This is a genomic window from Gramella sp. Hel_I_59 (assembly GCF_006714895.1).
In the GTDB taxonomy this organism is placed as follows: domain Bacteria; phylum Bacteroidota; class Bacteroidia; order Flavobacteriales; family Flavobacteriaceae; genus Christiangramia.
In genome coordinates this window covers 1,189,187-1,215,454 of the sequence record NZ_VFME01000001.1, presented here as the reverse complement: position 1 = coordinate 1,215,454, position 26,268 = coordinate 1,189,187, and the positions used below count along the sequence as shown (strand labels likewise).

Here is a 26,268-nt window from a genome sequence, read left to right as displayed (position 1 = left end):
ACTAATTGGTGATTATAAGGTTCATTGCCGGTACCGGCATTTTCATTTTTTTCCATTCTCCTCTACTTAGGTAGTAAACCGGATCTTTTGATTCCACAGCTTTGAATGTAGGACCGTACTTTTTTAAATCCTTATACTTACCATTTTCAAGAAGCAACTTAGTGGTTCTTATATAGTTCTGATCAATCTGCAAGCCTTCCACCCCTATAAGAAACCCATTCTCAGGAATAAGAATTCTTTCATCCTCTAGATCTACACGAACCTTTGACCCAGGTCTCCCTGTAAGAGTAATATTATCGATGAGATCATAACCTGGTTCTGCATCCTCGGTAAGACTCATGATCCGGATACGGAAAATATAATCATGCTTAACACTACCAATACCATTAAAAAGAAAGATTTCTGCGGATTTGAGGTAAGCAGCTTCATCTTTTAGTTCTGAAGGCTTAGCAAAATAGCGCAAGAACATTCGAGCTCCTTCATCGTCGCCTGAATTTGAAATTCCTAACCTATCTTTAGATTTTGAGGCTTTTATTTTAATGGTTTTATCCTGTAAAGGAGCCTGGACAACTACTTCGTTTAGCTGTTCCTTATTTCGGGAAAGAAAGATAGTATCCAACTGTTTCTTGACATAGGTGATATCTTTTGAATCGTAACCCACATACCCAAACCGAAGATTCTGACCTGCATTAGGTTCCTTAAGCTGAAAATATCCATTTTCATTGCTAGTGGTCCCCTGACTGGTATTCAATACATAGATATTGACAAACGACAAAGGTTCTTTGGTAACAGAATCGGCCACTACTCCATCCATCATCTCACTTTGAGCATTTGAAGAAATAGCTATAATTAAAAATGCAATGAACATATAATACCTCATCATACTAATCGGTGATTTTGATTCTAAATTCTGGCATTACATATTTCCCTTCCCTGTCATTATAGGTGATGTCCCAGGTTCTAATATCAACCCAGCCTCCGGGTTCGAAAAAATAAATTTTGAAGTTGGATTCTTCAGGAGCGAAAACTCCTTTATAGACTGGTCCATAACGCTTATTTCTATAATCTTCAGCTACAAGTTCATTATTGATATAGTAATCCTTTACTTCGAAATACTCATTCTCCTTGATGAATAAATGCTCAAGACCTATATAAAAACCTCCCTCGGGAATCTGAATTTTCTGGTCAAGCAATTCGACATCAACCTTATTTTTACCTACTGGTTTGGTGACAACGATGTCCTGGGTGATATCTTTCCCGGGAAGTCCGTTTTCGTCTACATTATACAAATGAATCCGAAATTTCGGACTTAAACCTTTTTGCTCTTCCGTAGCATAAAAATAAACGGTGATCTCTTTTAGAAAAGCAGCTGCCTCAAACTTATCAGGTTTTGGGTAATAACGCGCTATGGTGGAAGGATAAAGCGCGGCATTCATATTTCCGATCCCCACAGTTTCGTAGCGCCATTCCGGCCGATAAGTAAAAGATCTATTATCCTGAACAGGTGTGATCATCACCTCTCCCAGACCTTCGGTAAGTGCATTCATGGGTACCAATCTCTGCTTTTCCAGATCAGAGATTTTTAGCAATTCCCTCTCGTAACCAACATGGGTAAAAATGAGTATTTCACTTTTCAGGCTGTCTGCAACATTAAAAGCAAACATGCCCTGTTCATCTGTGCTGGTTCCAAGCTTATAATCCTGAAACATGATATGAGCGTAAGGCAAGGCCTTATTAGTGGCTCTGTCGATTACTCTCCCGGTTATTCGGGAATTTTGAGCTACGCTAAAAGTGGTAGTAAAGAAAAGGATTAAGAGAAAAACGGAAGTTTTCAATCAGGATAATTTGGTGTTTAGCTTTCTCAATTTAATGGCTGTGAGTACTTTCTTAGTATAAAGTGGAAAATCTGCATTCTGCATCCAGCCAAAATATCCAGGTTCATCTTCAAGCACCTGCTCTACCAGCTTTCCGCGATACTTCCCGAAAGAAAACACTTCTCTTCCTTTCTTATCAAAACTTATGAATCCGGCGAAATCTGCAAATTTCTTTCGAGAGCTGAAATCTGCCAGCCATTTCATATCATTTTCCAGATCGTTGTATCTGTCCAATTGGGATTTTAATACTTCATAGGTTGCTTCAGTATCTGCTTCTGCACCATGTGCACCTTCAAGTTCTTTTCCGCAGTAAAACTGGTAAGCTGCAGATAAAGTACGCTGTTCTTTTTTATGAAAAATCGTTTGAACGTCTACAGCAACGACATTCTTCATTTCGAAATCAATTCCCGCACGGAGCAATTCCTCGGCCAGTAATGGAATATCGAATCTATTGGAGTTATAGCCGGCAAGATCACAGCCTTTGATAAGATCATGAACTTTCGTTGCCAATTGCTGGAAGGTTGGCTCATTAGCAACTTTCTCATTATCGATGCCATGAATCGCGATAACTTCTTTAGGAATCTCACACTCAGGATTAACCAGCCAGGTATAGCTTTCTTTATTACCGTTTGGGTAGACTTTGAGCACTGCCATTTCCACAATACGGTCTTTGGAAATATTGGTTCCCGTAGTTTCAAGGTCAAAAAAGCAAATAGGTCTGGTAAGTTTAAGCTCCATGCGAAATGATTTATTTGTAGCAAATATACTATAATTATGAGCCGTTAATAAAATAAGCAAGAGGTTTCCAGACGCAAAAAGGCTTTAGAAAGGCATTGGATTAGAACGAAATCGAGCAGTTGGTTTTTGAAAATACCTTTTTTATATTTGAACCCTTACAAGTCTTAAAAAGTTTTGAAGTACATCTCCTATATAAGCCAGCAATCGCATATACTTAAAGATGCAGATATGGAAGCACTACTCAGCAGTAGCAGAAAAAATAACGCCACGAGTGATATTACTGGATTACTAATTTCATATCAGGGACTTTTCATCCAGTATATAGAAGGAGAGCCTTCAACAGTAGACAATCTCTTTCAAAGAATTAAAAAGGACCCGAGACACCATTCAATTGTTGAAATTTCTACCGATTCGCTAAAGTGCCGCCAATTTAAAAACTGGTCTATGGCGTTCCGCAAACTTGATAATAAAAAAGCGGAAGCAATCTTAGGTCACAAAGACCTGGACAAAAATGCTATTTTGGAAGGAGAAAAAATGGAAGGCAAACATCCTGCTTTAGAATTGCTCGATTCTTTTTTAAATAATCTTCAGTAAAATAAAAAGCTGCGAAGTTAATCTTCACAGCTTTCTAAGTTTACTATAAAAATGGAATTTTAGATCTCGCGATCCTTGTCAAATCCTTCCAGGTACTGAGCCACACGCTGTACGAACTGTCCACCAAGGGCGCCGTTCACCACACGGTGATCATAACTGTGAGAAAGGATCATCTTATATCGTATTCCAATAAAATCACCATCAGGAGTTTCAATCACCGCTGGCATTTTTCGAATTGCTCCAAGAGCAAGAATTCCTACTTGTGGCTGATTGATGATGGGAGTTCCCATAATACTTCCAAAAGTACCCACGTTGGTTACCGTATAAGTACCACCCTGAATATCGTCCGGTTTCAATTTATTTTGTCTTGCGCGATTAGCCAGGTCATTTACTGCCTTCGCCATCCCAACAAGATTAAGCCTGTCTGCATTTTTGATCACTGGAACGATCAAATTACCATCTGGAAGTGCCGCAGCCATTCCAAGGTTAATATTTTTCTTCTTGATAATTTTAGAAGCATCTTCGTTTACAGAAATATTCACCATTGGGAAATCGCGAATCGCTTTTGCCACAGCTTCCATAAAGATTGGAGTGAAAGTTAATTTCTCTCCTTCTTTCTTCTGAAATTCATTTTTATGCTTATTTCTCCAGTTCCAGATATTTGTAACATCTACTTCAATAAATGACTGTACATGTGCAGATTTCTGAACGCTATCCACCATATGATGAGCGATCATTTTACCCATTCTGCTCATCTCGATGATCTCATCTTCCCCGCTAACTACAGGTTCTGGCTGACTGGAAACTTTCTTCTCCAGACCTTTAGATTCGACAGCTTTTGGGGCTGACTCCGCCGCTGCAGTATTTCCGCCTTTTTTCCTGTTCTCTACGTATTCTAAAATATCATTTTTGGTAACCCGCGAATCTTTCCCGGTTCCATTAATAGAATCAAGTTCAGAAAGTGAAATACCTTCTTCCTTCGCGATATTCTTTACTAGCGGAGAATAGAATTTATCAGAATCTGAATAATCTTCGCTAGTTTCTGCGGAAGCAGTTTCTTTGGCAGTTTCAACCGATTTAGAAACTACTGCTGCTTCAGCCGGAGCTGCTTCTTCCTCTTGTTCTTCTGAAGAAGAATCCTCATCACCATCGGTTTCAATAATAGCGATCACCTGACCTACTTTTACCACATCATCTGCCTCGAAAAGTTTTTCCACAAGGGTCCCGTCAACTTCTGAAGGGACTTCACTATCGACTTTGTCTGTAGCGATCTCAAGTACCGGCTCATCCATTTCAATAGTATCTCCAACTTCCTTAAGCCAGCTTGTTATGGTTGCTTCTGCAACACTTTCACCCATTTTAGGTAACTTCAATTCAAATTTTGCCATATCGTTAAATCAGATGCGATTTTTATTATTCAGGTTGCGAATTTAATCAAATTAACACTTATTAAGTATTAAAAAATCAATAAAATTGGATTACACTGATATTCTTTCAAACAAGTGTCATGGTTAAACTCCCGCTAAAATTACGATTTCAACTACGCAATTGAAAAAGTTTCGGATAATTTTAGCTTCTTAAAATTATTAGTTTCTACGCCAGTTCTAGCTTTTCAGGCTATTTTCAAAAGGAATTCTATTCGTAATACTTCTTCCTAAGGTCACCTCATCTGCATATTCCAGTTCATCTCCTACAGAAATTCCTCTGGCGATCGTAGAAGTTTTTATTCCGGTTCCTTCCAGTTGTTTGAAAATATAGAAATTCGTTGTATCACCTTCCAGCGTGCTGCTCAAAGCAAATATAATCTCCTCGATCTTCCCTTCTCTAACCTTTTCAATCAAAGCTTTGATCGTTAACTGCGAAGGTCCGATTCCATCCATAGGACTTATCTTTCCTCCGAGTACATGATAATGCCCTCGATACTGCCCGGTATTTTCAATAGCCATCACGTCGCGAATATCTTCGACCACACATACTATTTCTGAAACGCGGTTAGGATTTGCACAGATCTCACAAAGCTCGGTATCGCTAATGTTGAAGCAATTATTACAAAGCTTAATATTCTCGCGTAGATCGAGCAGGGATTTTGACAGCCTGGAGGTCTGCTCTTCCGGTTGCTTTAATAAATGAAGTACCAGTCTTAGCGCTGTTCGCTTTCCAATTCCCGGCAATTGAGACATTTCGTCTACTGCCTGCTCCAGTAATTTTGATGAAAAATCCATACGCGAATTTATGATTTTTTTGCTGCATGAAATTAGCTTCAGCTTAATTTGTAAATTGCCCGCTTTAAAGAAAAATTATGCAACCATACCAGGTACTTATTCTAATCGCCGCCTATTTTGCAGTACTTATTCTTATCTCCTACTTCACGGGAAGAGGAGGCAGTAATGCTGAATTTTTTAAAGCGAATAAACAGGCTCCCTGGTATCTGGTAGCTTTCGGAATGATTGGTGCCTCGCTGAGTGGGATCACCTTTATCTCCATCCCCGGCACCGTTGAAACCGACTCTTTTAGTTACTTCCAGGTCGTACTTGGATACACAGTTGGATACGCGGTGATCGGTCAGGTTTTGCTTCCACTCTATTATAAGCTTAATCTTACCTCCATATATACCTATTTAGATACCCGATTTGGGAATGCTTCCTATAAAACAGGAGCTTCTTTTTTCCTGTTAAGCCGGGTTGTTGGTGCAAGTTTCAGGCTATTCCTGGTGGCAAATGTGCTACAACTTATTGTATTTGATGCGTTAGGTGTTCCATACTACATCACGGTTTCTATCACCATCCTGCTTATCTGGCTGTATACCTTTAAAAGCGGGATTAAGACCATCGTCTGGACAGATACCCTGCAAACATTCTTTATGCTGCTTGCGTTGGGGATCACCATCTATTTTATTTCTGAAGATCTTGGCTTCTCTGTAGCAAATCTCATGAATTATTTAGCTGAAAGTGAACATTCCCAGATCTTTTTCTTCGATGATTGGAAAAGCAAAGATCACTTTGTAAAACAGTTCCTTTCCGGGGCTTTCATCGCTATCGTCATGACTGGTCTAGATCAGGATATGATGCAGAAAAATCTTACCTGCAGAAGTCTGAAAGATGCGCAGAAAAATATGCTCTGGTTTACCATCGTTCTCGTTTTCGTAAACTTCTTATTTCTGGCTTTAGGAGTTCTCCTAACCGATTACGCCGATCTTAATGGTATTACCGAAACGAAAGACGAATTATTTCCAGCTATTGCCGCCAGCGGTAATCTAGGTTTTGCCGTAGCAGTTTTCTTTATCCTGGGACTTATCGCTGCGGCCTATTCCAGTGCTGACAGCGCTCTTACAAGTTTGACAACATCCTTTAGTATCGATATCCTGGATATTGAAAAAAAATATGATGAGAAAAAACAGATCAGGATCAGAAAGCAAATTCATATTGCAATCTCCATATTATTAATCCTGGTGATGCTTGTGTTTAAATATGCGATCGCAGATAAAAGTGTGATCAACAAATTGTTTCAGTTTGCTGGGTACACTTATGGGCCGTTGCTTGGTTTGTATGCCTTTGGACTTTTTACGAAGTGGCAGGTAAAAGATAAACTAGTGCCGCTAATTGCCATTCTTGCTCCGGTTCTTTCCTACATCATCAGCGTAAACAGTCTTACCTGGCTTGGATTCGAATTTGGATTCTTTATCCTGATTCTGAATGGTTTTCTAACTTTCTTAGGATTAATATTGCTGAGAAGAAAGTAAGACCAGCGTACAGGCATTTTCGAAGTAGATATTATTCTTCCGAAGCAAAGTGTAAAGCTCAGGGTTTTCAGTTCCGGGGTTGAAGATCACTCTTTTTGGATTCAGTGAAATGATGTAATCGTAATACTGTTCCTGCCTTTTCGCATTAAGATAAAGGGTAACGGTATCTATATCTTCAAATTCTTCCATTTCTGTATGGATCTTTACCCCGTCTACTGTTCCTTCTCTAAGACCAATTGCCACAGTCGGTTGTTTGAATCTCACAAGTTTGTTAATGGCAAGATGGGAATATCTATTGGGTTTTAAGGAAGCACCCATAACCAGTGTTTTCTTCTTCATAATGGTAAAGTAAATAAATTTTACTGTAACAATCTCTAGATAGACTAGTCTTTAAGTTGAGGACCGGCCCTTTGTGGTATCATCGATTTAATTATGATGGTTAGTGTTAATGACCATGATATCACAAACCTGCGTTGATCTTCTTGATGAGCGCAGGTTATTATTAAAAAATTGTAACAAGTCAATTTTTTGATCGTCTTATAGGTAAGATCATCACATTTTGCAATCCATGGCTTCATCTATTATGCATTGCAAGGTAATATGTTATAATTAATCATCTAATCAATCAAAAAATGAAACAGTTCATTCTATGCTTATTTTTAAGCTTTTTATCAATTGCAAATGCTAAAACCGATCCCAATGGAAATGTTTCCGGAACCATCATGGATGCTGAACTCCAGGAAGCGATCCCTTATGCCACGATTATCATCAATAATCCTGAAGGTGAACTTGTTACCGGTATCACTTCAGCTGAAGACGGCAGCTTTATTGTAGAAAACCTGAAGTCTGGGAATTACGAATTGAAGGTCCAATTTATAGGCTATAAGACCTTCCGTAGAGAAATTGTAATCGAACAGCGAAGAACCAATATCGAAATCGGGATTCTTTACCTGCAACCTGATGTAGCCATGCTCGATGAAACTCTTGTGGTTGCTGAAAGGACTACCATCGAACAGCGTGTGGATCGCAAAGTCATTAATATCGGGAAAGATCTTATGACAACCGGGGCCAGTGCTTCAGAAATTATGGTAAATATACCATCTGTGAATGTAGATCAGGATGGAAATATATCTCTTCGTGGGAATTCCAATGTACGAATTCTGGTGGACGGTAAGCCTACCAACATGGATCCTGCACAACTTCTAAAGCAAATCCCCTCGACCTCCATTAAAAGTATAGAGCTTATTACCAATCCTTCAGCAAAATACAATCCGGAAGGAATGAGCGGGATCATTAATATCGTGCTGCATAAAAATGCGAGTGATGGTTTTAATGGAAATCTAAACACCGGTCTTACCTACGGTGAAAACCTGAGATTTAATGGTTCGCTCGACATGAATTATCGTAAGGGCAAATTCAATTTCTTCGGAAACCTGGGAAGCAATTTTGGAGATCGCGAAAACGGCGGAACTATATTTCTTCCCGAATCTCAAAGTCTTCAGGAGTTTGAAGTTGAAAACCGAAATAATTCCTATTTATACAAAATTGGCGTTGACTTCTATCTCGATGACAATAATACCTTCAGTATATATACGAATCAGAACCTTTACGATGGCGGACCCCTTGGCGCTTTGAGTTTTACAGATTTCAACGAGGCCTCAAGAAACTTTCGCCAGTTTCTGGATGTAAATTACGATAACAGCAACGCCAGCTATAACTTTCTCTTTGATCACGAATTTGAAAAAGATGGTCATGAAATTCAATTCGAGGCAGATTTCAATGATTATAACGGAGATGAAGTTGCAGATATTGATTTCGCTGAAAATGATCTTCAGTTAATTCCTTACATCGATCGGGTATTTGAAGACCGTAAAAATTTTATTTCCAATATCGACTATACCAATCCATTAAATGATGTTTCGCGACTGGAACTTGGTGCAGAAGCCAGGTTACTAAAAACTGAAAACGATTACAACACTACCAATCCGCAGTTTACAAATGCCGACTATATCTATGATCGTGATATCCTGAGTTTATATTCGACTTTCGGACAGAATTTTGAAAAATGGAGTTACCAGGTTGGTGCCAGGCTGGAGAGCTACCAGGTGACAGCAGATTTTCAGGGTGAACGTGTTTATGAAGATGACTATCTTACGGTCTACCCTACAGGTTTTCTAAACTTTACTCCAGACGATAAGAATACCTACAATTTAAGTTATAGCAGGAGAGTCGACAGACCAGGTTTCAGCCAGATCAATCCAATTCGGGAAGTGTCGTCTCCAAGACTTATCGTTGCCGGGAATCCTGAGCTAGATCCACAATTCACCAATTCATTCGAGTTTAATTATACTCGAAAATTTGAACGCAAGGGAAGCCTTAGCGCAGGTGTTTTCTTCCGAAGAACCGTAGATGAAATTAACCAGATTTTTACAGAGCTGGATAATGAACCTGGTTCGCTGTTTCTAACTTTTCAGAATTCTGGTGATGCAGATATGTATGGTTTAGAATTTTCAAGCAACTACAAATTTACAAAATGGTGGAGTACCAACTCCGGTTTTGAGCTTTATGAACAAACCTTTAGCGGACTGGTAGGTACTGAATTTACTGAAATAGACAATACTGCCTTTACTTTTAGAACCAGCCATAATTTTAAAGCCACAGAGGCTCTTTCCTTCTCTGCTTTTGGTTTTTACCGAAGCAAAATGAAATCACTTCAATACGACATTGACCATATGTATTTTATGAACCTTGGAGCCCGTTACAGCTTCCTCGATGATAACCGTGCTTCTGTAAGTCTCAATTTCAATGATGTTTTCGACACTCAGGAATTCAATATCCTGGCTGGCAGACCTTTTGATCAGGTTGGTCGATTTAAAGGAGAAACTCAAACCGTATACCTGGGAGTCTCTTATAGATTTGGCGGTGGAAAGAACCGTAGCCTCCAGCGTAAGGATCGAGATAAGGATAATGACGGTGGCGGAATGTTTTAAATTTGTTTTAGCCAACAAAAAAGCCTGAAGGATTTCTTCAGGCTTTTTCTATATGTTCGAGTTGTACTAGGCTTTTACCGCATACATTTTCTCTCTTTGTTCTTTAATAGTTTTGTCGTTCATATATTCATCAAAACTTAGATACCTGTCAATAACTCCGCCAGGAGTCAATTCGATCACACGGTTTGCAAGTGTTTGAGCAAATTCATGATCATGTGTTGTAAACATCACCGTACCTTTAAAGTTCTTAAGCGAGTTATTAAAAGCAGTAATCGATTCCAGGTCAAGGTGGTTGGTAGGTTCATCAAGCATAAGAACATTGGCTCTTATCATCATCATTCTACTCAACATACATCTCACTTTTTCTCCTCCAGAAAGAACTTTGCAGGTTTTCAGGGCTTCTTCACCACTAAACAACATCTTTCCAAGGAATCCACGTATGTAAACCTCTTCACGTTCTTCTTCTGTTTTCACCCATTGTCTCAACCAGTCTACCAATGTAAGATCTGACTCAAAATACTCTGAATTATCTGCTGGCAAATAACTTTGAGAAGTGGTCACACCCCACTGGAATTTACCTGAAACTGCATCCTGTTTCCCGTTGATGATCTCATAAAATGCTGAAGTAGCTCTGGAGTCCTTAGAGTAAACCACTACTTTATCTCCTTTCGCAAGGTTGATATTAATATTCTTGAAAAGAGTTTCTCCTTCTAGACTAGCTTCTAAACCTTCAATATTCAAAATTTGATCTCCAGCTTCACGCTCTCTCTCGAAAATGATAGCAGGATATCTTCTACTGGAAGGTTTGATCTCATCAATATTCAGCTTATCGATCATTTTCTTTCTGGAAGTTGCCTGCTTACTCTTCGCCACGTTGGCAGAAAATCGCTGAATAAACTCCTGAAGTTCCTTTTTCTTTTCTTCAGATTTTTTATTCTGCTGTGCTCTCTGTCTAGCAGCAAGTTGAGAAGACTCATACCAGAATGTATAGTTTCCTGAAAAGTGATTGATTTTTCCGAAGTCAATATCAGAAATATGCGTACAAACCGAATCAAGGAAGTGACGGTCGTGAGAAACCACGATCACCGTATTATCATAGTTGGCAAGAAAATTTTCCAACCATGTGATCGTTTCATAATCCAGGTCGTTAGTCGGCTCATCCATGATCAGCACATCAGGACTTCCAAAAAGTGCCTGAGCTAAAAGTACACGTACCTTTTGTGTACCATCAAGATCTTTCATTTGTGCATAATGCATCTCTGTCTTGATCCCAAGATTCGAAAGCATAGAAGCCGCATTACTTTCAGCGTTCCATCCATCCATTTCTTCAAAAGAAACCTGTAATTCACCAATTCTATCTGCATTTTCATCAGAATAATCGGCATATAAAGCATCCATTTCAGTTTTCACTGCAAATAGAGGCTTATTACCACGCATTACTGTTTCCAGCACCGGGTAATCATCATATACGTTGTGATTTTGTTCCAGAACCGACATTCTCTTTCCTGGTTCCAAATGAACATGACCAGAAGTAGGCTCAGATTTACCAGATAATATCTTTAAAAATGTAGATTTACCGGCACCGTTGGCACCAATGATTCCGTAGCAGTTTCCCTGGGTGAATGTAGTATTCACCTCGTCAAACAAAACTCTTTTTCCAAACTGTACAGAAAGGTTTGATACTGAAAGCATAAACTATAAAAATTAATTTTTTGCAAAAGTAGCTATTATGATGCTTACTAAGAAAGATTAACGTTTTAAAAATACGTTTTAACGCACACTTAACACCGCTCCGCAGGTGCACCGAATATATTTGTTAAAAAATGAAGTTACCGAAAAGCTTCATACCAATACCCAGAATGAAATACTGTTATTTTCTTTCACTTTGCTGCGCGCTCATTTTCAGTGGATGTACAAACGATTCCAATGAGAATGGTACAATTTACCTAGGAGGCCAGATCAATAATCCTGAAACAGACTTTGTAGTGATCTCAAAAGAGAACGAGATCATAGATACCTTATTCCTGGATGCAAAGAACCAGTTTGGCAAGAACTATCCAAAACTGGAAGCTGGAATTTATACTTTTAACCACCCGCCTGAAAGCCAGATCATGTATATGGAGCCTGGCGATAGTGTTCTAATTTACCTGAATACACTTTCCTTCGATGAGTCTTTGAATTTTAGCGGCGCAGGTTCAGAAAAAAGTAATTTTCTGCTGGATATGTTCCTGAAAAATGAGCAAAATAATGACCTTATTCTTACTTATTATAAGATAGCACCTTCAGAATTTGCTCGAATCACAGATTCTATAAGACAACAACGAATCGATAAGCTGAATACTCTTTCTGAAGACAGGGAGTTTTCCGAAGATTTTTTAGAGATCGCTCACGCGAGTATAGATTATGAATATTTTGATCTAAGAGAACGATATACGTTTCTTATAAATAAGTACCGGAAAGACTTTAGAGATCAGATTCCAGAAGATTTCAATAATTACCGCAACGAAATTGATTTCAATAATCGTGAACTACAGGATTATTACGTGTACACAAATTTTATTGATGACTACCTGAGATCTAAAGCGATCGAATACTGTACCAGAACGCATAACGAACACAAGGATTGTTATAATATCAATTCTTATAAAAATATTGAAAGAAGAATAGTTTTAATTGATTCTCTGTCTAACATAGAATCCCTGAAAAATGAATTTCTAGACAGACTGGCTACCCTCGCGATCGTTAATGCTGAAAAAGTTAGCAGAATAGATTCCATATTACAGTTATTAAAGGATATCGAATACACGCATATAGACGAAGCTCGTGACCTTGCTGAAATTCAAAAAGTTTATTTAAATGGTCAATCTCTTGCTGATCTTTGGGCTATGAACACTTCAGGTAAAGAGTTGAAATATGGAGAAATCATTAATAGACCAACAGTCACCTATGCATGGTCTCTTTATGCTCCGGCTCATCACCGCTGGCAACACAATATTATTAGTTCATTAAGAGAGAAATACCCACAAGTGGATTTTATAGGTGTCAATGTGGACGTGAATGAACGGGAGGAATGGCTTAGGACGCTGGAGACCTTTGGCTACGATAAATCGTTTGAATATCAAATAGCCAGGAGACAGATTCCCAAAGATTCCTATCGCAGATATTTAAATAAATTGTTCTTTGTAAATAAAAACGCTATTATCGTTAAAGGCGATATTCAGTTCGGCAATTCCGATTTTGAGGAAGAATTAGAAAAATTTATTGCCCAATAAAAAAAGGCCACCTCACGGCAGCCTTTAATAATATTCAGTTTAGTCAATTACTTATTTCCCTTGTTATAGTCTGCAAGGAATTTTTCAAGACCAATGTCGGTCAAAGGATGCTTTAATAAGCCTTCAATAGAAGAAATAGGTCCAGTCATAACATCTGCTCCAATTTTCGCACATTCCAGTACATGCATGGTGTGTCTTACTGAAGCTGCCAGGATCTGAGTTTCAAATCCATAATTATCATATATAAGTCTGATATCTGCAATAAGATTCAAACCATCTGTTGAGATATCATCAAGCCTTCCAATAAATGGAGAAACATAAGTAGCTCCAGCTTTTGCAGCTAAAAGCGCCTGCCCTGCTGAAAATACCAGCGTACAATTTGTCTTAATTCCCTGGTCACTAAAGTATTTTAATGCTTTTACACCTTCTTTAATCATTGGGATCTTCACCACTATCTGGTCGTGTAGTTTTGCCAACTCCTCACCTTCCTTGATCATTCCATCAAGATCGGTTGAAATAACTTCTGCACTAACATCTCCATCTACTAGCTCACAGATCTCTTTGTAATGCTCGATAATATTGTCCTTCCCGGTAATACCTTCCTTCGCCATTAGCGATGGATTGGTTGTTACACCATCCAGCACACCTAAAGCCTGTGCTTCTTTGATTTGATCCAGATTCGCTGTATCAATAAAAAATTTCATAGTTGTATAGAATTAATTGTGTTGTTTAATTTTAAAAGCTCCTCAAAATTACAATTTATAATGCTTCATAAGCATCTTCTCGTAAAGTTTGTCTGGCAGTAATGCCTTTAGCTTGATAGACACTTTTTGCAACATTTCGCCTACCCGATAGTGCACTTTTGGCTCTGGATCCTTAATAATCTTGAGGATAGCCTTTGCCATTAGTTGCGGATCCTGCCCTGCACTAACATGTTGATTCATAAGATCAAGTGTTTCACCATATACTTTCTTATAAGGTGAAGTTGGTAAAACGGGGGCATGATATCTTCCAGAAGCGATATTAGTAGCAAAATCTCCAGGCGCTACATTGGTCATTGTAATTCCGAACTGAGCAATTTCCATTCGGTAAGCCTCAGCAGTGATTTCAAGAGCACCTTTAGTTGCAGAGTATATTCCACGATATGGCAATCCCATATAACCAGCAATACTGGTAACATTAATAATAAGACCAGATTTGCGATCACGCATATAAGGCAGTACATTTTTGATCATTCTAAGCGGACCGTAGTAATTGGTCTCAAAAGCCTTCTTGATCTCATCTTCCGGAGTCTCTTCCAAAGGTCCGGTAATACCGACTCCTGCATTATTGATCAGAATATCCAGCCTGCCTTCTCTGGCGATAATATCTTCAACAGCCAGCTTAATAGTATCTTCCCTGGTTACATCTAATTGTAAAAATGTAAAGCTTTCATCCGTAGATTTCTGAGGCGAACGTGAGGTTCCATAAACTTTGAAATTTTGCCGACTAAGATAATTTGCGATTGACTTACCAATTCCTGAGGAAGCGCCGGTGATAAGTACGATTTTTTCTGAAGAATTCCCCTTTTTCATACCGCACAAATATGCAATAAATTTTAGGACTTTGTAGAAACAAAAAATGGCAAGCGACCCACATCACACCGCTACGACCGCCTACCCTTGCTGCGTTCCCGCCCTGGGGGATTCAGCAGGAGCTGGTTGTGTGGGACTTGCCGGTGCAAATATACAATCTTTGTAACTTTTCGCAAGCTTTTTTTATCCTGAATTGGTTAATTTAGCTCAGTATTCAAGCCTATTTTGACATGAAAAAATTTAACTTCCTGTTACTCTTTATTTTAAGCATATTTATTTTTTCCTGCGGAAGCAATAATGGAAATAAAAAATCTGATTTTTCTCTGAATATTTCTGAAAAGAAGAAGGAATTCAGCCAGAACGAAACTCTAAAAGCGAGTATTACAGGCAAGGAAAATAAAAGTTTTGATTCGGTCGCTTATTTTATAGGTACAAAGCGTCTTGCAACTGGCAACACTTCAGATCTGGAAATTGAACTAAATTCAGTTTTACTGGGAAACCAAGAACTTATTGCTGTGGTGTATTATGATTCGACAAAAGACACTCTTCAGAAGTCCATAAAAATAATGAGCGCAAACGCTCCGAAAGTTTACACCTACGAGATCGTTAATACGTATCCACATCAAACTGACGCGTACACGCAGGGACTTGAATTTCATAATGATACTCTTTACGAAAGCGTTGGACAGTACGGCAAATCAAAATTGCGCAAAACCGAATTGGAAACTGGTGAAGTGTATAAAGAGATAAGCCTGGAAGATGAATATTTCGCTGAAGGAATTACAATTTTGGACGACCGTTTACTGTTATTAACCTGGAAGGAAGGTCAGGGATTTATCTATGATCCAAACACCTTCGAAAGACAAGGCACATTTGCGTACAATTCCAGTAAGGAAGGATGGGGTTTATGTAACAATGAGGAAAAAATATTTAAAAGTGATGGGTCTGAGAAAATCTGGATCCTTGATCCTGAAACCCTGGCCGAAAAAAGTTATATCCAGCCAACTACCAATACTGCTATTAAGTCAAAATTCAATGAGCTGGAATGGGTGGATGGACTTATCTACGCAAACACATATCAATTTCCCAGTGTTGCAATGATCAATCCTGAAAATGGAGCCATTGAAGGTATTATTGACTTTAAAGGACTACAGGATAAACTGGGCAATAAAGATTCTTTAGATCCAAATAACGATGTTCTTAACGGGATCGCTTACAATGCTGCTACCGGAAAATTTTATGTAACCGGTAAAAAATGGGATACGTTGTTTGAAGTAAAAATCATGGAGAAATAATGTCTGTAAACTCCGAAATATATCAAAAATACATTACTGTTTCAGAAGATGATCTAGACGATCAGAAGCATGTCAACAACGTGCGTTATGTGCAATGGATTCAGGATGTAGCACAAGAACACTGGGAGTCCCGCGCTTCCGAAGAGCAGAAAGCAGGGCTAGCATGGGTTGTGGTAAGACATGAGATCGATTATAAGATGGAAGCTCTTCTCAATGATGAAATCCTGCTGGAAACAAGAATTATTGACACTACACATGTAACTTCCATACGGGAAGTAGTGATCAAAAATAATGATTCCGGAAAACTACTGGCGAAAGCCGAAACCACATGGTGCCTGCTAGATCAAAAAACCAAGAAACCACAGCGCATTTCTGATGAGCTCAAGCAGATATTCCAGTAAACACTGAGAAAAGGTTAATTTTCTTGTCATTTGACTTTATTCCTTCTTAAACTTTGTTTAATCTTTTCTATTTATAGATAAACATCTCTATATTGTTGAAAAATAATATCATGGAGATCGTCAAAATAATATTACAGGTAATCGTTGGACTTGGAATTCTCAATGTCTGGTTGCTTCGATTTAATAGTAAAACCAGTTACAGAGGTGGTAATGCCGGGAATATGAAGGAAGAATTTCAAGCTTATGGCTTGCCGGAGGTAATGGTATACATCGTAGGTTTTATTAAAGTTGCACTGGCCATTGCCCTACTTGCCGGAATCTGGCTGGAATACCTGGTGGATCCTGCTGCAATCGGACTCGCTTTAATGATGCTTGGTGCAATCATAATGCACCTTAAGATAAGCGATCCTTTCAGTAAAAATATACCCGCGATCATTGTTCTTCTCATGTGCATTGCTATATATTTTCTATAAAATTAAAAAAGCCATTCTCTCGAATGGCTTTGATTTTATCTGAATCTAAAAGGTCTTACATTTTAAATAATGGAAGATCTTTCATCATTGTATTTACTTCGCTTTTAACTTTAGCCAATTCTTCATCACTCTCAGTATTAGTGATGACTCTATCGATAAACTCAACGATCTTTAGCATATCCTGCTCTACAAGACCACGTGTGGTCACTGCAGGAGTTCCAATTCTAATTCCTGAAGTTACGAAAGGTGATTTGTCATCGAAAGGCACCATGTTCTTATTTACGGTAATATCTGCTTTACTAAGCGCCTCTTCTGCTTCCTTACCACTTACACCTTTATTTCTAAGATCGATAAGCATCATATGATTATCTGTCCCTCCTGAAATTACCTGGTAATCCTTATCCACAAAAGCTTTAGCCAGCTCTTTTGCATTTTTCTTTACCTGTACCGTATAATGAAGAAATTCATCTGTAAGAGCCTCTCCAAAAGCGATCGCTTTCGCAGCAATAATATGCTCTAAAGGTCCACCCTGATTTCCTGGAAAGATCCCGGAATTCAGTAAAGCCGACATTTTCTTTAGATTTCCGTTTTTAAGTTTCTCTCCAAAAGGATTGTCGAAATCTTTCCCCATCATGATAATACCTCCACGAGGCCCACGAAGAGTCTTATGCGTAGTAGAAGTCACAATATGACAATGCTCTATAGGATCTGAGATCAAACCTTTGGCGATTAATCCAGCCGGGTGCGCGATATCTGCAAGTAGAATTGCATCAACACTATCAGCTATTTCCCTGAATCTTTTATAATCTATTTCACGGCTGTATGCAGATGCTCCTGCAATGATCATTTTCGGCTTCTCCTTCTTTGCAATTTCAGCAACTGCATCATAATCGATCAATCCGGTTTCCTTATCAACCCCGTAAAATACAGGATCATATAATTTTCCGGAGAAGTTCACTGGAGAACCATGCGTTAAATGCCCACCATGTGAAAGATCAAAACCAAGAAACTTATCTCCAGGTTTTAGACAGGCATGGAAAACTGCAGTATTTGCCTGTGAACCGGAATGCGGTTGCACGTTGGCATATTCAGCATTGAACAATTCTTTTAATCTGTCGATAGCAAGTTGCTCTACCTGATCTACGATCTCACAGCCACCATAATATCTCTTTCCCGGATAGCCTTCAGCATACTTATTTGTAAGCACAGATCCTGCTGCTTCCAGCACGGCGTCACTTACAAAATTTTCACTCGCAATTAGTTCCAAACCATTCAACTGGCGATCCTTTTCCTTCGCAATTAAATCAAATATCTGGGTGTCTTTTTGCATCACAAATTTTTAAGTTAAATATTCGGTAAAAGTAAGAAATACATTCGGTTAATTACAGGAAAATAATATATTTGAGACAACTAGATTTTAACAAAAAACCAACATTTTTTATGTCAATTACCGCTAATGATCCAAATAGAAAAACCTGGTTGGATATTCCTGGCGATACCGATTTCCCTATTCAAAATATTCCGTTTGGAGTGTTCCTTACTCGTGATGATATCATCACCATTGGAACCAGAATTGGTGATTACGCTATAGACCTTGGTGCTCTGCATCAACTGGGATATTTTGAAGGTATACCGTTGACAGACGATATATTCCTGCAGGATACTCTAAATGATTTTATTTCTGACGGAAAGAAAACCTGGAGACTGGTTAGAAACCGAATTGCTGATATTTTCGACGCTGAGAATGCTAAGCTGAAGGATAACCAGGACCACAGAAATACTGTTCTATTCACACTGGATGAAATTGAAATGCAAATGCCTGTACAGGTAGGTGATTATACCGATTTCTACAGCTCTAAAGAACATGCGACCAATATTGGTACTATGTTCCGCGATCCAGACAATGCATTGCTTCCAAACTGGTTGCATATTCCCGTTGGATACCATGGAAGAAGTTCTTCTATTATTCCTTCGGAAATTCCTGTACACAGACCACAGGGACAAACAAAACCAGCAGATTCAGACGAACCTGTATTCGGACCATCTCAACGTGTGGATTTCGAATTGGAAATGGCTTTTATCACAACAGATGCGAATCACCTTGGAGAACCAATTCCTGTTGATGAAGCTGAAGAATACATCTTTGGAATGGTCTTGTTTAACGACTGGAGCGCCAGAGACATCCAGAAGTGGGAATACGTTCCTTTAGGACCGTTTCTAGCTAAGAACTTTGCATCTTCCATCTCACCGTGGATCGTTACGATGGACGCATTAGAGCCATTTAGAACGGCGAGTCCGGAACCTGAAAAAGAATTATTACCATATCTTAAATACTCCGGAGACAAGAGTTTTGATATTAATCTGGAAGTTTCCCTGCAACCTGAAGGTGGCGAGGAGAATTCCTTATCAAAATCGAACTTTAAGTATCTATACTGGAATATGAGTCAGCAACTGGCGCATCACACAGTAAATGGATGCCCTGTAAATTCCGGTGACATGATGGCTTCCGGAACTATTTCTGGAGCTTCTGAAGATTCTTTCGGCTCTATGCTGGAACTTTCCTGGAGTGGTAGTAAACCAATCAAATTAAAAGACGGTTCAGAACGTAAATTTGTAGAAGATCATGATACAGTGATCATGCGAGGATATTGCCAGAACGAAACCTCCAGAATTGGATTTGGCGAAGTTCGCAGTAAACTATTGCCGGTTTACGAACCAAAGAAAAAATAAGATCAAATCTTATATCATAAGAAAAGCCCGAAGATAAATCTTCGGGCTTTTTATTTTCAAAGTAACTCGATATTAAGCCAGTTCTTTTAATTTGTCTACTGATATTGCCTGGTGAGAAGAATGATGTACAACTTCCCCGTTCTTTAACACCACCATTTGCGGACTCTCATGTCTAACAGAAAATTTATCTGCGATTCCATTGGAAATATCCCGGTGAGCTTTTAAGTCAAGAAAATAAAGATCCACAGAGTCATTTAATTGCTGCTCATAGTCTGCTTCGAAGTTCTTTAATACCATCCTGCTAATCCCACAAGTTGTAGAATGCTTGAAAATAGCAACAGTTTTATCTTCAGATAGTTTTTCTAACTCATCCAATTGAGAAATTTCAGTAAGAGCGTTCCAGGGCACATTGCTTTCTTTCTTTTCAGAAGTGCCCTTTTCTCCACCAAATACTTTATCGAATAATCCCATAATCTTCTTTTTTACAAAAGTAAATCTATCTAATTTTAATAAAATCAAATTCAGGTTAATTTTGTTTAAGTAAAACTGCCTTTTTGTCGCTTATAATTACACTAAAACTGCCTTAATGTCGGTTTTTGAATTTGGTATATTGATTGACCTACTCTGAAAAACATTTAAGATGAACTTCAATAATTTTACTATAAAATCACAAGAGGCTATCCAGCAAGCTCAGCAGCTTGCTCAGGAAATGGGCCACCAACAGATAGAAAATGAGCACATTTTCAAAGCTATCACTATGGTCGACGAAAATGTAACTCCTTTTTTACTAAAAAAACTAAATATTAATATTTCTCTCTTCGGGCAGATACTGGATAAGAGTCTGGAGAGCTTTCCGAAGGTAAGTGGCGGAGACATCATGCTATCCAGGGATGCGGGAAAGACTGTAAATGAAGCTACCAGCATTGCTAAGAAAATGGAAGATGAATTTGTTTCTATCGAGCATTTGATCCTCGGGATCTTTAAATCTTCCAGTAAAGTTGCTCAAATGCTGAAAGATCAGGGAGCAACCGAGAAAGGTTTAAAAGCTGCAATTGCTGAACTAAGACAGGGCGACAAAGTAACTTCTCAAAGTGCTGAAGAAACCTATCAATCTTTAGATAAGTACGCAAGAAACCTTAACAAATTTGCTGAAGAAGGAAAGCTGGATCCTGTGATTGGTCGGGACGAAGAAATTCGTAGAATTCTACAGATCCTATCTCGAAGAACCAAGAACAATCCTATGCTGGTTGGGGAACCAGGAACTGGAAAAACAGCGATTGCAGAAGGACTGGCGCATAGAATTGTAGATGGAGATGTCCCAGAAAACCTTAAAAACAAACTCATTTACTCCCTTGATATGGGAGCTCTAATTGCTGGTGCAAAATACAAGGGCGAATTTGAGGAACGACTTAAAGCGGTTATCAAGGAAGTAACTTCCAGCGATGGTAACATTGTATTATTCATTGATGAAATTCATACGCTCGTTGGTGCCGGTGGTGGCCAGGGTGCCATGGATGCTGCCAATATTCTTAAACCGGCACTCGCTCGAGGTGAGTTAAGAGCAATTGGTGCTACTACCCTTGATGAATACCAGAAATATTTCGAGAAAGATAAAGCGCTGGAACGAAGATTTCAAAAGGTATACGTAGAGGAGCCAGACATTGAAAGTGCGATCTCTATATTACGTGGGATCAAGGAAAAATACGAGACACACCATAAGGTTCGAATTAAGGATGAAGCGATCATCGCTGCAGTGGAATTATCTCAGCGATATATCACGAACAGGTTCCTTCCAGATAAAGCTATCGACCTGATGGATGAAGCTGCTTCTAAATTACGTATGGAGATTAACTCCAAACCGGAAGAACTTGATGTGCTGGATAGAAAGATCATGCAGTTGGAGATCGAGATCGAGGCAATTAAGCGTGAAAAAGATGAAGTGAAACTCAAAACGCTCCGAGCAGATCTCGCCAATCTTAAAGAGGAAAGAAATGATCTTCACGCCAGGTGGATGAGCGAGAAAGATGTAGTGGATAATATTCAAACACTAAAATCTGATATCGAAAACTTCAAGCTGGAAGCTGAAAAAGCTGAGCGCGAAGGTGATTATGGTAAAGTAGCTGAGATTCGCTACGGAAAGATCAAGGAAGCTCAGGAGAAGCTCGAAAAACTACAACAGAACGTTGCTGAGAATCAAAGTGAAAAATCATTGATCCAGGAAGAAGTAACCAATGAAGATATCGCGGAAGTAGTTGCCAAGTGGACCGGGATTCCAGTCACTAAAATGCTTCAAAGCGATCGTGAGAAATTACTCAAATTAGAAGATGATCTGCACAAACGTGTTGTTGGACAGGATGAAGCAATTATCGCTGTGAGTGATGCAGTTCGCCGTAGTCGTGCCGGACTTCAGGATCAAAACAGACCAATTGGATCATTCCTTTTCCTGGGAACCACCGGAGTCGGTAAAACAGAGCTAGCCAAGGCACTTGCTGAATATCTGTTCGACGATGAATCTGCGATGACCAGGATCGACATGAGTGAATACCAGGAAAGACATTCCGTTAGCAGATTAGTTGGGGCACCTCCGGGATATGTAGGATATGATGAAGGTGGACAACTTACTGAAGCAGTGCGAAGAAAACCATATTCTGTAGTCTTACTTGATGAGATCGAAAAAGCTCATCCCGATACTTTCAATATTCTGCTTCAGGTTCTGGATGAAGGTAGACTTACAGATAACAAAGGTCGTGTTGCAGATTTCAAGAATACCATTATAGTGATGACTTCCAATATGGGAAGCCAGATCATTCAGGAGAGATTTGAGGCAATCAAGGATGTAGATGCAGCGATGGAATCTGCGAAAGTGGATGTGCTCGGACTGCTGAAGCAAACGGTTAGACCGGAATTCCTGAACAGAATTGATGACATTGTCATGTTTAGTCCGCTTACTAGAAAAGACATCAGGCAAATTGTAGGCTTGCAATTGAAGGGCGTTAAGAAAATGCTCGCAAAACAGCAGATAGTGCTGGATGCTACAGATGAAGCACTTGATTATCTAGCTGCGAAAGGTTTTGATCCACAATTTGGCGCCAGACCGGTGAAAAGAGTAGTGCAAAAAGAGGTACTTAATAAACTCTCCAAGGAAATCTTGTCCGGCAATATTAGCACAGACAGTATCATTCTTCTGGATGAATTCAATGAAGAACTGGTATTTAGAAATCAGGAAGAACTTTCAGAAAATTAATCATAAAAAAAGGCGGTATTTCTACCGCCTTTTTTTTCTTCAACTACTCAATCTACCACTTATCAATTTCATTTTTCAATTCTTCTTTCGACTTTCCAGTCTTTTCCTGCATACGACCTAACATCTCATCAAATTTTCCTTCAGCATGAGTGGTATCATCATCGGTTAGATCTCCATACTTTTGTTTGAATTGTCCTTTGATCTGTTTCCATTTTCCTTCTCTTTGATCTTCATTCATAACTATTGATTTTGGTTAATAGTTAAATGTATTCATAGCATAGGCCTTAGCGTCCCAAGGAAGTCCTATTTTTGTCTTAAGGATTTGTTATTTTTGATTTCTTCAAAACTCACTATGAAACTTCGATTACTTTCTCTCTTTTCAATTTTAATTTTTAGCAGCTGCGCCGTTACCTCCAGAATAGAGGATGGTCAGGTAAGTCTTAATTATCTGGATGAATTCGTAATCGATGAAAACCTGGAATTTGAAGACACTAAGATTGGTGGACTCTCGGGAATAGACTACGCAAACGGAAAATTTTACCTGGTCAGCGATCAGGCATCCAATCCAAGAATTTACCAGGCAGAGATCAAAATAGCCGACTCCAGATTTAATAATGTCGAGATTACTGATCTTATAAAGATTAGCAGACCAGAAAAATATTCGAAAGTAGTATTGGATCTAGAAGGCTTGCGTTACGATTCAAATACAAATGGCTTTCTTGTAGTTAGCGAAGGTTTGATCTCAGATGGACGAGATCCCGGAATTTATGAAACAGATGATAAAGGAAAAATACTCAGATCTTATAGTATTCCACTACATTTTCAATCTAATAATGATCAAAAACCGAGAAACAACGGAGTATTTGAGGGCATCACTAAGAGTATTAATGGATCTGGAATTTGGGTTGCTACAGAATTACCATTAGAAAAAGACTCTTCCAAACCAAAGATCTTTCCTTCACGGTCTCACTCAAGGATCACCAAATTTGATATTGAAACTGGAAATCCAGTTTCGCAATTTGTCTATCCACTTGATGGAATCGCTAAGCTGCCAATTAATTATTTTGCCCTGAACGGAATCACGGAGATCCTTGAATATGCTGAAGATCGATTTCTAGTGATGGAACGCTCCTACTCTGCCGGTTACGGTTCCCATGGGAACACGGTAAAGATCTTTGATGTAGATGCAAGCAAAGCTACCAATATCCTAAATGAGAATTCGCTTCGAAAGGCGAAGTATCAAACGGCAAAAAAGAAGCTAATTTTCAACTTTAAGTCTGTCGACGATCAGCTAACCGATGGCATTGTTGATAATATCGAAGGAATGTGCTTTGGGCCGGAACTGGAAAACGGAAACCGCAGCTTGATCCTGATGGCCGACAATAATTTTAATTCTTTTGTTAGGCAGTTAAATCAATTTATTCTCATGGAAATAAATATTTCAGAGTAATTTACGATCCAAAAAATCTTTATCATGTCTACAATTCTCAAAATAGTACTTCCGTTCATTCTTCTTTTTGGAATCTCTTCCGAAGAAAATAGTCAAAACAATATTGTTCAGGAGACAACTACTTATTACTTCATAAGACATGCTGAAAAAGATCGCAGTAATAAGACTGAAAAAGACCCGAACCTAACCGCTGAAGGCTTAAAAAGGGCACAAAGCTGGGCTGAAGTCTTAAAGGATATACCGCTGGATATGGTTTTAAGTACAAATTATAAACGCACCCTGCAAACGGGTGCTCCAACTGCAGGTAGTAAGCAATTGTCTATTGAAAACTATAATGCCGGAAATGGATATGACGATGAATTCAGGAAAAGAACGCATGGAAAGCGCGTTTTGGTGGTAGGACATAGTAACACGACGCCGCAATTTGTCAATGAGATTCTTGGCGAGGAAAAATATGCGAATATTGATGATGCCGAGAACGGAGCACTTTTCATCGTCCAGATACTTCCAAATAATGAAATTCTGGACCAGGTACTTTATATTAATTAATGCTGTCCAGTTTTACCCGAACATTTTTTGTCTCTATAATAGACAGGAGATTCAGTTCGCGTTCCTGGTAAAGACTATCCAGTTTGGTTAGCTCAACTTCTTTATCTTTATATTCATAATTCTCGTAATCTACAAAGCTAATTCCTTCGATGACCCTGTGGTTAAAAGCTTTTCTGAATCTTACGCCACCATCATTCACTTCAAAATTATAGGCGAGATAGTCTACTTCAAAATTTTGAGTATCGATCCAGTAAAGGTATTCGTCCTCATGATCTGTTCCTCCCCCATTTTCAGAAAAAGTAACTTTGATCTCATAATATTCCCTTCCCGCGATGGTATCCTTCCCTATCAATTGCCTATTGGCGGCTTCAGCCATGAGTCCGTACGGTAAATGTACAAAATAGTTGACTGAGTTAATAGAATTACCGATTGGCAGCACTAAAGAATCCTGGAGGACAACGTTACTATCATTGATCGAACGATTCAGCCCCTCATTATCCAGAACATCTACCACTCTATTTCCTGAGGTATCGGTCATGATTCGCGTGTAGCTAAATTTGCCGCCTTTTCTATAGCTCTTATATTCTCTACCACGAAAAGTATAGTCAATCTCCGCCATTTCGTATAATTTGCCACCAGATCTCTCTATCGCATTCTGAATGATCTCATCTGCGGTAAGTGTATTTTCTTTTTCTGCACAGCTAATTATAAGTAGAGAAATTAAGGCTGGAAGCAAACGTTTCATAATAGAATTTTGAGTTCGCAAAAATAATAAACTTTGATCAGCTTCCTCAGCGCTAATTTTAAAATTGCTTTAGTATGTTTTTAGCTTAAAGCTTGTATTTTTGTGACCTATGAAGAATTCTGTAAGCATCAAGAATCGAAAAGCGAAGTTCAATTATGAATTTCTGGACAAGTATACCGCCGGGATCAAACTTGCGGGTACCGAGATCAAAGCAATTCGTGAAGGAAAAGCAAACATCGCCGAGAGTTTTTGTGAATTCAGTAATCACGAGTTATTTGTGATCAATATGCATGTGGAGGAATATTCTCATGCTACTCATTTTAATCATAACCCTAAAAGTGAACGTAAACTTTTATTACAGAAGAGAGAGTTACGTAAACTGGAAAAAGAAGTGACCAATTCAGGATTGACCATAATTCCTCTAAAAATGTTCATTAACGATCGCGGTTTGGCAAAGCTGCAGATCGCCCTGGCAAAGGGTAAAAAGCTTTATGATAAGCGCGATACGATCAAAGATCGTGATAATAAACGACGTCTGGATAGAATTCAGAAGGACTACAAATAATTTCCTGCAACTTTTTGCGTTTATTTAGCATCTGA

General features: G+C 38.8%; 25 protein-coding genes and 1 other RNA gene. 12 read left to right on the top strand and 14 right to left on the bottom strand.

From position 1 onward, the window contains the following. Position 1: 1 nt before the first annotated feature. From JM79_RS05605 to JM79_RS05595, 3 genes are read right to left on the bottom strand one after another with little or no spacing between them, the layout of a single operon-like run. The gene (locus tag JM79_RS05605) at positions 2 to 883 is read right to left on the bottom strand and encodes a carboxypeptidase-like regulatory domain-containing protein (RefSeq protein WP_141877206.1); all 882 of its coding nucleotides are present in this window, start codon (positions 881 to 883) and stop codon (positions 2 to 4) included. 1 nt (position 884) lies between these two features. Continuing rightward, positions 885 to 1,835, bottom strand: coding sequence for a carboxypeptidase-like regulatory domain-containing protein (locus JM79_RS05600; protein ID WP_141877205.1), 951 nt, complete (start codon positions 1,833 to 1,835; stop codon positions 885 to 887). Continuing rightward, positions 1,836 to 2,612 (bottom strand): 3'-5' exonuclease, encoded by a 777-nt coding sequence (locus tag JM79_RS05595; RefSeq protein WP_141877204.1) that lies wholly within the window; start codon positions 2,610 to 2,612, stop codon positions 1,836 to 1,838. 174 nt (positions 2,613 to 2,786) lie between these two features. On the opposite strand from JM79_RS05595, the gene JM79_RS05590 reads away from it, so the two are divergent. Next, positions 2,787 to 3,206 carry a BLUF domain-containing protein gene (locus JM79_RS05590; protein WP_141877203.1) on the top strand — a complete coding sequence of 140 codons (420 nt, stop codon included), beginning with the start codon at positions 2,787 to 2,789 and terminating at the stop codon, positions 3,204 to 3,206. Between the two features lie 59 nt (positions 3,207 to 3,265). Here the strand turns inward: JM79_RS05590 and JM79_RS05585 are convergent, their stop codons facing one another. Then, on the bottom strand, positions 3,266 to 4,594 hold the full coding sequence (locus tag JM79_RS05585) for a dihydrolipoamide acetyltransferase family protein (RefSeq protein ID WP_141877202.1): 1,329 nt from the start codon (positions 4,592 to 4,594) through the stop codon (positions 3,266 to 3,268). 216 nt (positions 4,595 to 4,810) lie between these two features. Then, the gene (gene recR, locus JM79_RS05580; protein WP_141877201.1) at positions 4,811 to 5,428 is read right to left on the bottom strand and encodes a recombination mediator RecR; all 618 of its coding nucleotides are present in this window, start codon (positions 5,426 to 5,428) and stop codon (positions 4,811 to 4,813) included. 77 nt (positions 5,429 to 5,505) lie between these two features. On the opposite strand from recR, the gene JM79_RS05575 reads away from it, so the two are divergent. After that, positions 5,506 to 6,945, top strand: coding sequence for a sodium:solute symporter (locus JM79_RS05575; RefSeq protein ID WP_141877200.1), 1,440 nt, complete (start codon positions 5,506 to 5,508; stop codon positions 6,943 to 6,945). Here the strand turns inward: JM79_RS05575 and JM79_RS05570 are convergent. Beyond that, on the bottom strand, positions 6,922 to 7,284 hold the full coding sequence (locus JM79_RS05570) for a CoA-binding protein (protein ID WP_141877199.1): 363 nt from the start codon (positions 7,282 to 7,284) through the stop codon (positions 6,922 to 6,924). The two genes, JM79_RS05575 and JM79_RS05570, sit on opposite strands and share 24 nt — an antisense overlap. Before the next feature lie 293 nt (positions 7,285 to 7,577). Between JM79_RS05570 and JM79_RS05565 the strand changes: the two genes are divergently transcribed. Then, positions 7,578 to 9,935, top strand: a complete 2,358-nt coding sequence (locus tag JM79_RS05565) for an outer membrane beta-barrel family protein (protein ID WP_141877198.1) — start codon at positions 7,578 to 7,580, stop codon at positions 9,933 to 9,935. 66 nt (positions 9,936 to 10,001) lie between these two features. On the opposite strand, the gene JM79_RS05560 is transcribed toward JM79_RS05565, so the two are convergent. Continuing rightward, positions 10,002 to 11,627: an ATP-binding cassette domain-containing protein gene (locus JM79_RS05560; RefSeq protein ID WP_141877197.1), complete on the bottom strand. Its 1,626-nt coding sequence runs from the start codon at positions 11,625 to 11,627 to the stop codon at positions 10,002 to 10,004. A 167-nt stretch (positions 11,628 to 11,794) separates the two neighbouring features. On the opposite strand from JM79_RS05560, the gene JM79_RS05555 reads away from it, so the two are divergent. Next, on the top strand, positions 11,795 to 13,207 hold the full coding sequence (locus tag JM79_RS05555; protein WP_141877196.1) for a hypothetical protein: 1,413 nt from the start codon (positions 11,795 to 11,797) through the stop codon (positions 13,205 to 13,207). 47 nt (positions 13,208 to 13,254) lie between these two features. On the opposite strand, the gene fsa is transcribed toward JM79_RS05555, so the two are convergent. The 3 genes from fsa to ffs form a co-directional block, all read right to left on the bottom strand. Next, entirely contained in the window at positions 13,255 to 13,911 is a 657-nt protein-coding gene (fsa, locus tag JM79_RS05550; RefSeq protein ID WP_141877195.1) for a fructose-6-phosphate aldolase, read from the bottom strand. A 48-nt stretch (positions 13,912 to 13,959) separates the two neighbouring features. Beyond that, positions 13,960 to 14,781: an SDR family oxidoreductase gene (locus JM79_RS05545; RefSeq protein WP_141877194.1), complete on the bottom strand. Its 822-nt coding sequence runs from the start codon at positions 14,779 to 14,781 to the stop codon at positions 13,960 to 13,962. A gap of 44 nt (positions 14,782 to 14,825) precedes the next feature. Further along, positions 14,826 to 14,924: signal recognition particle sRNA small type (ffs, locus tag JM79_RS05540), an RNA gene on the bottom strand. An 87-nt stretch (positions 14,925 to 15,011) separates the two neighbouring features. Here ffs and JM79_RS05535 point away from each other — a divergent pair. The 3 genes from JM79_RS05535 to JM79_RS05525 all read left to right on the top strand — a co-directional run bounded on the left by JM79_RS05535 (position 15,012) and on the right by JM79_RS05525 (position 16,950). Next, positions 15,012 to 16,076, top strand: a complete 1,065-nt coding sequence (locus tag JM79_RS05535) for a glutaminyl-peptide cyclotransferase (protein WP_141877193.1) — start codon at positions 15,012 to 15,014, stop codon at positions 16,074 to 16,076. Continuing rightward, the gene (locus tag JM79_RS05530) at positions 16,076 to 16,477 is read left to right on the top strand and encodes an acyl-CoA thioesterase (RefSeq protein ID WP_141877192.1); all 402 of its coding nucleotides are present in this window, start codon (positions 16,076 to 16,078) and stop codon (positions 16,475 to 16,477) included. The genes JM79_RS05535 and JM79_RS05530 overlap by 1 nt, the downstream gene beginning before the upstream one ends. Positions 16,478 to 16,587: 110 nt before the next feature. After that, positions 16,588 to 16,950, top strand: coding sequence for a DoxX family protein (locus JM79_RS05525; protein ID WP_141877191.1), 363 nt, complete (start codon positions 16,588 to 16,590; stop codon positions 16,948 to 16,950). 55 nt (positions 16,951 to 17,005) lie between these two features. Here the strand turns inward: JM79_RS05525 and glyA are convergent, their stop codons facing one another. Continuing rightward, positions 17,006 to 18,280, bottom strand: coding sequence for a serine hydroxymethyltransferase (glyA, locus tag JM79_RS05520; protein WP_141877190.1), 1,275 nt, complete (start codon positions 18,278 to 18,280; stop codon positions 17,006 to 17,008). Between the two features lie 110 nt (positions 18,281 to 18,390). On the opposite strand from glyA, the gene fahA reads away from it, so the two are divergent. Next, entirely contained in the window at positions 18,391 to 19,680 is a 1,290-nt protein-coding gene (gene fahA / locus JM79_RS05515; RefSeq protein ID WP_141877189.1) for a fumarylacetoacetase, read from the top strand. 72 nt (positions 19,681 to 19,752) lie between these two features. Here fahA and ytxJ read toward each other — a convergent pair whose 3' ends face one another. Continuing rightward, complete coding sequence (gene ytxJ / locus JM79_RS05510) at positions 19,753 to 20,151, bottom strand: bacillithiol system redox-active protein YtxJ (protein ID WP_141877188.1); 399 nt, start codon at positions 20,149 to 20,151, stop codon at positions 19,753 to 19,755. Between the two features lie 169 nt (positions 20,152 to 20,320). Between ytxJ and clpB the strand changes: the two genes are divergently transcribed. Continuing rightward, entirely contained in the window at positions 20,321 to 22,924 is a 2,604-nt protein-coding gene (gene clpB, locus JM79_RS05505; protein WP_141877187.1) for an ATP-dependent chaperone ClpB, read from the top strand. Positions 22,925 to 22,976: 52 nt separating this feature from the next. Here the strand turns inward: clpB and JM79_RS05500 are convergent, their stop codons facing one another. Then, a complete protein-coding gene (locus JM79_RS05500; protein ID WP_141877186.1) occupies positions 22,977 to 23,162 on the bottom strand; it encodes a CsbD family protein in 186 nt (61 codons plus the stop codon). A 114-nt stretch (positions 23,163 to 23,276) separates the two neighbouring features. On the opposite strand from JM79_RS05500, the gene JM79_RS05495 reads away from it, so the two are divergent. Together JM79_RS05495 and JM79_RS05490 are read left to right on the top strand one after the other, a co-directional pair. After that, the gene (locus tag JM79_RS05495) at positions 23,277 to 24,374 is read left to right on the top strand and encodes an esterase-like activity of phytase family protein (RefSeq protein WP_141877185.1); all 1,098 of its coding nucleotides are present in this window, start codon (positions 23,277 to 23,279) and stop codon (positions 24,372 to 24,374) included. Positions 24,375 to 24,398: 24 nt separating this feature from the next. Beyond that, on the top strand, positions 24,399 to 24,923 hold the full coding sequence (locus JM79_RS05490) for a phosphoglycerate mutase family protein (protein WP_141877184.1): 525 nt from the start codon (positions 24,399 to 24,401) through the stop codon (positions 24,921 to 24,923). Here the strand turns inward: JM79_RS05490 and JM79_RS05485 are convergent. After that, on the bottom strand, positions 24,916 to 25,668 hold the full coding sequence (locus JM79_RS05485) for a DUF6503 family protein (RefSeq protein WP_141877183.1): 753 nt from the start codon (positions 25,666 to 25,668) through the stop codon (positions 24,916 to 24,918). The genes JM79_RS05490 and JM79_RS05485 overlap by 8 nt on opposite strands. Positions 25,669 to 25,777: 109 nt before the next feature. On the opposite strand from JM79_RS05485, the gene smpB reads away from it, so the two are divergent. Beyond that, positions 25,778 to 26,233 (top strand): SsrA-binding protein SmpB, encoded by a 456-nt coding sequence (gene smpB, locus JM79_RS05480; RefSeq protein WP_141877182.1) that lies wholly within the window; start codon positions 25,778 to 25,780, stop codon positions 26,231 to 26,233. The last annotated feature ends 35 nt before the right edge of the window (positions 26,234 to 26,268 follow it).